The organism is Paenibacillus sp. 23TSA30-6 (genome assembly GCF_014858585.1).
Taxonomy (GTDB): Bacteria; Bacillota; Bacilli; order Paenibacillales; family Paenibacillaceae; genus Paenibacillus.
In genome coordinates, this window is record NZ_SLTL01000066.1 from 1 (window position 1) to 6542 (window position 6542).

General features: G+C 42.3%; 7 protein-coding genes. 5 read left to right on the forward strand and 2 right to left on the reverse strand.

The window, feature by feature from the left end; genetic code table 11:
* Positions 1-235 (forward strand): hypothetical protein (locus E0698_RS27235; RefSeq protein ID WP_238354165.1); only part of this gene is annotated, 235 nt, incomplete at its 5' end.
* Between the two features lies 1 nt (position 236).
* Positions 237-1154 carry an aminoglycoside phosphotransferase family protein gene (locus E0698_RS25975; RefSeq protein WP_134914691.1) on the forward strand — a complete coding sequence of 306 codons (918 nt, stop codon included), beginning with the start codon at positions 237-239 and terminating at the stop codon, positions 1152-1154.
* A gap of 212 nt (positions 1155-1366) precedes the next feature.
* Here E0698_RS25975 and E0698_RS25980 read toward each other — a convergent pair whose 3' ends face one another.
* Positions 1367-1798 carry a hypothetical protein gene (locus E0698_RS25980; protein WP_134914692.1) on the reverse strand — a complete coding sequence of 144 codons (432 nt, stop codon included), beginning with the start codon at positions 1796-1798 and terminating at the stop codon, positions 1367-1369.
* 545 nt (positions 1799-2343) lie between these two features.
* On the opposite strand from E0698_RS25980, the gene E0698_RS25985 reads away from it, so the two are divergent.
* From E0698_RS25985 to E0698_RS25995, 3 genes are read left to right on the forward strand one after another with little or no spacing between them, the layout of a single operon-like run.
* Positions 2344-3327 carry an ABC transporter substrate-binding protein gene (locus E0698_RS25985; protein WP_149095030.1) on the forward strand — a complete coding sequence of 328 codons (984 nt, stop codon included), beginning with the start codon at positions 2344-2346 and terminating at the stop codon, positions 3325-3327.
* A gap of 34 nt (positions 3328-3361) precedes the next feature.
* Positions 3362-4387, forward strand: a complete 1026-nt coding sequence (locus tag E0698_RS25990) for a FecCD family ABC transporter permease (RefSeq protein ID WP_192513396.1) — start codon at positions 3362-3364, stop codon at positions 4385-4387.
* Positions 4384-5391: a FecCD family ABC transporter permease gene (locus tag E0698_RS25995; RefSeq protein ID WP_134914694.1), complete on the forward strand. Its 1008-nt coding sequence runs from the start codon at positions 4384-4386 to the stop codon at positions 5389-5391. Before E0698_RS25990 ends, E0698_RS25995 begins: the two co-directional genes overlap by 4 nt.
* A gap of 276 nt (positions 5392-5667) precedes the next feature.
* Here the strand turns inward: E0698_RS25995 and E0698_RS26000 are convergent, their stop codons facing one another.
* Positions 5668-6243, reverse strand: coding sequence for an NAD(P)H oxidoreductase (locus E0698_RS26000; RefSeq protein WP_134914695.1), 576 nt, complete (start codon positions 6241-6243; stop codon positions 5668-5670).
* Positions 6244-6542: the final 299 nt, after the last annotated feature.

A 6542-nucleotide genomic window follows, 5' to 3' on the forward strand; every position in this document is an offset into this window, starting at 1 on the left:
GAGTCGGCATGAAGGATGTTTTCAATGGTTTCGCGTTCCTTCCACTGGAGTTGTACCTCGTATTTTTTGTTCATCTGCAAGCCCTCCCAAATTCTTCTTATATAGAGAGCTTAAAGATGAAATCAGACTCGGTCAAGGTACTAGTAAGAAGATTGATTCCTCTGTCATTTTAAAGGTAAACTATGGAAAGCATATATTAGTAAGTAAGGCTATTTTAACGTGGGAGGTGTCATAACTTGAATCAAATCTTTAGTGAAATCCCGGGCTTCAGTACGTGGAGTAATGTGGAAGAGGTTCATAAAGGCTGGTCCAGTGACAAAAAATATTATATTCAAACCACTGACGGTAGGGACTTGCTGCTAAGAATAGCGGATATGGTTCATTATGATAAAAAGAAACGCGAGTTTGAAGCTGTAAAAAAACTGGATCATATAGAGAATATTTTAATGTCCCGGCCGCTTAATTTTGGGATTTGCAACAACGGACAGTCCGTATACTCCTTATTTACCTGGATCAAAGGGGAAGATGCTGAAAAGGTCATTCCCACGTTAAACGCAGCACAGCAATATCAACTTGGGGTGCAAGCAGGAGTAATATTAAGAAAAATGCACGAAATCCCTGCTGGGCAAGATCAAGCGCCATGGGCCGAATATTATAATGCCAAAATCAACAGATATATCACAAATTATAAAGCATGCGGTATTCCCTTTGAGGGAGCCGATCAAACCATTAGTTTTATTGAGCAACATCGCTATCTATTAGAAAATCGTCCCCAGACATTTCAGCATGGAGACTATCATGTGGGAAATATGGTAGTTACCCCATCTGGTGAACTGGGCATCATTGATTTTAATAGACTGGATTATGGTGATCCTTGGGAGGAATTCAATAGAATTACCTGGTGTGCAGGATTAAGTCCTTTGTTTGCTTCAGGTCGTATCCACGGTTATTTCAATAACGATGTGCCTGATGTATTTTTTAGATTAATGGCACTGTATATTGCGAGCAATCAGCTTTCATCGATCCACTGGGCAATCCAGTTTGGTAAAAAAGAAGTGGATGATATGGTTCATCGAGCTGAAGAGGTTTTGGAGGCGTATGATAACTTTCAAATTTACATACCCAAATGGTATTTGTCCAGTTACCGTGAGTAAGCTGAAAATATCATTGACATAAAATTCCTGATTAATTATGTTGAAACTAGACTTTATTCAGAAAAGAGGCCTATATATGTATGGATACAATACAACAGGTTGAAGAACATTTCTGTCTAACAAAGTAAAGGAATTATGTTTCTTAGCATAAATTGGCCTTGTAAAAACGAAGACCGCCGCTCCTGGAAGTGACGGTCTATTTTTGCGTTCTATTATTGTTTTTTGATCTTGTACGTAAATTCCCAAACTGCCTGATTGCCTGAATAGCGTCCGCGGTTTTCAGTGACAGTAACTCTTAGATTAACGGTAGAACCTTTGGCAGAAATGGTGGAGACTTTTACGTTTTTGCGGGCTTCGCCCTCGTCAGGGATTTTATCCTGTTCCTCGGCATAGGCATATAACTGAATACTACCGCCCGGTTTGACCTTGATCTTCACGCTGCTGCCTTCCTCAATGGATTTGCCGCCTGCTTGAGCAGCAATCGCCCATTCGTTGCCTACATGATCATTCGATACCAAGGTCGCCTGCTGGAACGTAACTACATAATTGGATGTTGCCGAAGCTGCGAGCGCGTACGTTCCGTTGAATAACAGGGATACTACTACCAATAGAATAGCCGCTGCTTTCGTCCATACTCTATTCATTCGCCTGTCTCCTCCAGTTTGAAATATAGATGGGAAAATCCCCTCTATTCTAATTATCGTTTGCACCAAAAAGAATTGTTAATAGTTGGTAAAAAATAAGTTTCACTTCTTATTGCAACACTAGTGATTTAATGATATTAAACAGTCATTCATGTATCGTTTATTTGTTTGATAAAATGAGTTGAAGATTGTGAAAGGAAGGGAAAATCTGATGAAAAAAATGTATAGCGAACAAGAAATCATATATCTAACTATTAAGCTGCTTGAACGAACTTCGATGTATGAAGACCAGTATGAGCAATATGTAAGTCGACCTTTCCGTACGGATTTTCCGATGATCTTAGCCCGTATGTACAAGTTGGCGAGCGGGGCTATACTCTTCTCATGTACGAAAGAGGAGTGCAAATGCTGAAGCAAAAAAAGTTAAAGAAACAGTTGACAATAACTCAGGTGAAATTTACAATTTATATTAGTGATAATGATTATCAATATCACTAATTTTAAGTATGTTCTGCACTTACTATATTTCAAAGGAGTTTTACAACATGCATCGTATGATGAACAAGAAATTTCACATGATTTTATGTGCACTATTCGTAATGATCTTCGTTATTTCAGGGTGTGGTAATGCTGGCAGTTCCTCCGATTCATCTGCTAAACCTGCATCCTCCACGAAGGAAGAGGTAAGTAGTGATTCTGATACTCGTACAGTCTCTACGGTAAAAGGAGATGTGAAGGTGCCCGCTAATCCTCAACGGGTAGTAGTGAACTGGTATGTTGGCGATGTATTTACACTAGGGATTAAGCCAGCGGCAGTAATGGGGTGGAAACAAGAAACGATGCCTTTTTACGATAAGTTTAACGACATCCCCAATATCGAAAAGTGGGAAACTGAGGAAATTATGAAGTATGATCCTGATCTCATCATTACATATGATACAAAGGATTATGATAAGCTGTCCAAAATTGCGCCTGTTCTCGTGGTGCCTGAGGATAAAATGACTTCTCTTGAACGGATCAAATTCCTCGGTCAGGCGACAGGTCATGAAGATGAAGCGGACAAGGCCATTGCACTCTTTGAAAGCAAGCTGAGTCAGGCGAAAGAGAAACTAAATTCCGACATATTCAGGGACAAAACGTTTAGCATTTTCGAGGACTGGGGTAGTGACTCCTACGGAGTATATTATGAAACAGGCTCACGTGGAGGAACATTGCTTTACGATTATCTTGGACTTCACAAGCCGGAAAAACTCAATACGTTGGTTAAAAAGTCCGGAGAAGGTCGAGGCTCTTTATCCTATGAAGTAGCTGCTGAATATTTTGGAGATTACGTCCTCTGGTTCAAAAAAGAGGGGAAGGAATCCGAATATGCTAAAACGAAAATTTGGAGCAGTATCCCGGCAGTTAAAAATGGACACATCATTGAAATTCCAGCAGAATATGCGGGACTGTTCTATTATTCGGACGTTGCCAGTATGACAGGACAACTAGATTATATGATTAATAAATTACTGGACCAAGCGAAGTAACCGATGCATAATTGACCAACTAAGGGTGTAATTCATGTCTACTCACAAAGAACAAAGTAAAAAAGGAATGTTTCATTTTATAAGCTATATGATCGTGGGCGTGTTCCTGCTATTCATGGTTACCGCAGCTTCGATTACCTTTGGTGCTGCGGAAATGAGCCTGAAGCTGGCGTGGGGTGCTGTATTTCAGTTTGATCCCAATATTACGGAACACCAGATTATTCACACCTTGCGTTTTCCGCGTACCGTGGCAGACATCATTGTAGGGTGCAGCTTGGCTGTGTGTGGGGCGATTATGCAGGGAACCACTCGCAATCCACTGGCGGATTCAGGGCTTATAGGGATTAGCTCTGGAGCGACATTTGCAATTGCATTATGTATGGCTTTTTTGCCTGGTCGTTCCTATGGAGAAACCATGCTGTACTCCTGTCTGGGTGCGGCAGTCACTACAGCGATTACGTATTACATCGCATCTATAGGCAAGCGAGGAATGACGCCTCAGCGCCTGGTGCTGGCAGGAATGTCCATCTCGATGCTTTTTGGTGCATTTAGCACTTTTATCGCCATTAAGTATGAGATTGGTCAAGCCCTTGATTATTGGTCTGCTGGTGGTACGGCCAGTGCTCAGTGGAACGAATTGGCTTTTATTGCACCATTGTTTGTATTGGGTTTGATCTGTGCTATCGCTCTTTCTCCCTCAATTACGATCTTGAGCTTTGGAGAGGATGTGGCATCAGGCTTGGGAATCCGCGCGAATAGGATCAAGGTTTTCTCAACTCTGATTGTATTAATCCTGACGGGGATATCGGTCATTGTCGTTGGTCCTGTTGGCTTTGTTGGGTTGATTGTGCCACACATCATGCGCCATTTGGTCGGAACGGACTACCGATATATTATTCCAGCCTCAGCTTTGTATGGAGCAGTCTTTCTGTTGGCGGCGGATTTACTCGGAAGACTGATTAATCGCCCTCACGAAACACCGCTTGGCATTATTTTTGCGTTGGTGGGTGTACCCTATTTTCTCTACCTTGTGCGCAAGCAGAGGAGGGAGTTTAGTTGAAACTGTCCCGTAATACCAGGGGGATTAGCATTATTTTACTGTTAGTAGTGCTGACGCTGCTAGTGGCTGTACTCAGTATGAATGTTGGGAAAATGAACCTGTCTCCACTTGAAGTTTTCAAGGTCATCATTGGCGAAGGAACGAGCAAGCAGAACCTGATTGTGTTTGACTTTCGACTGCCCCGAATTGTGCTTTCTATATTGGTAGGTATAGGCATGGCCATATCGGGCTGTATTATGCAAAGTTTGCTCAAAAACGACATGGCCAGCCCAGGTACGCTGGGAATCAGCTCAGGCTCGGGTTTATTTGTACTTTTGTATATTACGTTATTCGCCAGTGATGGATTATTATCACCTGTTATTCTTCCAGGGCTGGCTTTTGCAGGCGGCCTTACGGCAGCATTTTTGATTTTTTTGTTCGCTTTCAGGCGGGGAAGAGACATCTCGCCTACGGGCTTAATTTTAACCGGTGTCGCTATGGGCAGTGGCTACAGCGCATTATCTCTGATGATGACACTCCGGCTAGACAAGCAACAGTATGACTTTGCTCTGCGATGGCAGGCTGGAGACCTGTGGGGGGACGACTGGAGCTATATTATGGTGCTGCTCCCGTGGGTGCTTATCCTTAGTTTTTACGCTTTTTACAGGTCGAACACGCTTAATACGTTGAATTTGGGGAATCAGACGGCATCGGGACTGGGTGTCGCGATTAAAAGGGAATTTATCGGCTTGACGATTGCTGCGGTGGCTCTAGCCTCCGGTAGCGTGGCACTTGGCGGGAATTTCTTTTTTGTAGGCATGGTCAGTCCCCATCTAGCGCGTAAACTAGTAGGGCCCAATCATAAGCTGTTACTACCTACCACAGGATTAGTTGGTGCACTCGTCATTTTAATTGCTGACACACTTACGCGGACTATCAGCTTTGGTGCTGATATTCCAACGGGTATCATTATTACCATACTGGTTACCCCTTATTTCCTCTACTTGCTGTCAAAAGCCAGTTGAATGCACGATAAGTAAAAAAGGCGCTAACCATGTCCATGGAAAAAATGGCTAGGTTAGCGTCTTTTTTTGTTACTACTTAGGTCTCCTTGCGGAAAAACAATTCTTTCTCACATTCTGTTAGGGTTTCCGGCCTTCGTGTTGAAGGGTGAGGATTGTAAAAAATTGATTTGCTATAAAGCTGGACAATTATTGTGTGAAACACATTATCATTGTAGGAGTTTTGATACGTTGGGCAAATAAGTTGTCACGATTGTTCAAACTCAGCCTACTTAAAGCCTAATCCTTGGCATAATTCAAACCCAAGTGATAAGCTTGATCCAGCAGCATTTCAAAATGACCGGAATTTGAACTCAGGGTCTCATCTAAGAATTCAACCTTGGAATTGGAAACCCCGCAATAATCTGCAATTCCCACATTCAGCAAATGAGTAATCATTTCATCATAGTTACGCTTTTTCAACTGTTCTTTCGAAACGCCGGCCAAGCCAAGCCACAAGATATGCTGATGATGCAGGTAATTCGAACCGTACGCAAACCCATTGTTCCATACACGGTCAATATAACCCTTCAGCATAGCTGGCAAATTCCACCACCAAAGTGGAAAAATAAATGCCAATGCATCATGCTCCTTCATCCGCCTTATTTCCATTTCTACTTCAGGGGAAAAGGACTGTTCCGCAACTGTCAAATCTGGTTCATCTACTCCTTTTAAAACAGGATCAAAACCAATCCCATGTAAATCCAATATCTCATAATCGTGGCCTGCATCGGCAAGACCCTGTACGAAACGATCAGCAACCTTAAAGGTCAAGGAATCTTTTCTCGGGTGTGAAACAACAGTTAATACTTTCATGCTTCTTCACTACCTTTCTCAATAGCTTACTTCTAGGAATGCTCAATGCTTGATGCTATTATATACAGTAGGAAAATAATCTGGAAGTACGCACTTTTAAGTTCTATAGGATGATACAGGTGCCATAGGAACATGGAAGTGCCCTAGGTAGATTCCCTAGAAACTGATCTGAGTAATGAATTGAAGTGATGGGTTGTTCTGAGCAAACGAAGCCTTCTAAAGGAGCCATTCCTGTAATGAATTAATTTGAGGTTTGAAACAAAAAAGCGCCTCCTGTATGCTGGGTCTGGAATGCAGTC

Excerpts from the sequence above, each read along its gene's own strand:
- E0698_RS25990 (WP_192513396.1), top strand. The coding sequence starts at position 3,362 with ATGTCTACTCACAAAGAACAAAGTAAAAAAGGAATGTTTCATTTTATA.
- E0698_RS25985 (WP_149095030.1), top strand. The coding sequence starts at position 2,344 with ATGCATCGTATGATGAACAAGAAATTTCACATGATTTTATGTGCACTA.
- E0698_RS26000 (WP_134914695.1), bottom strand. The coding sequence starts at position 6,243 with ATGAAAGTATTAACTGTTGTTTCACACCCGAGAAAAGATTCCTTGACC.
- E0698_RS25980 (WP_134914692.1), bottom strand. The coding sequence starts at position 1,798 with ATGAATAGAGTATGGACGAAAGCAGCGGCTATTCTATTGGTAGTAGTA.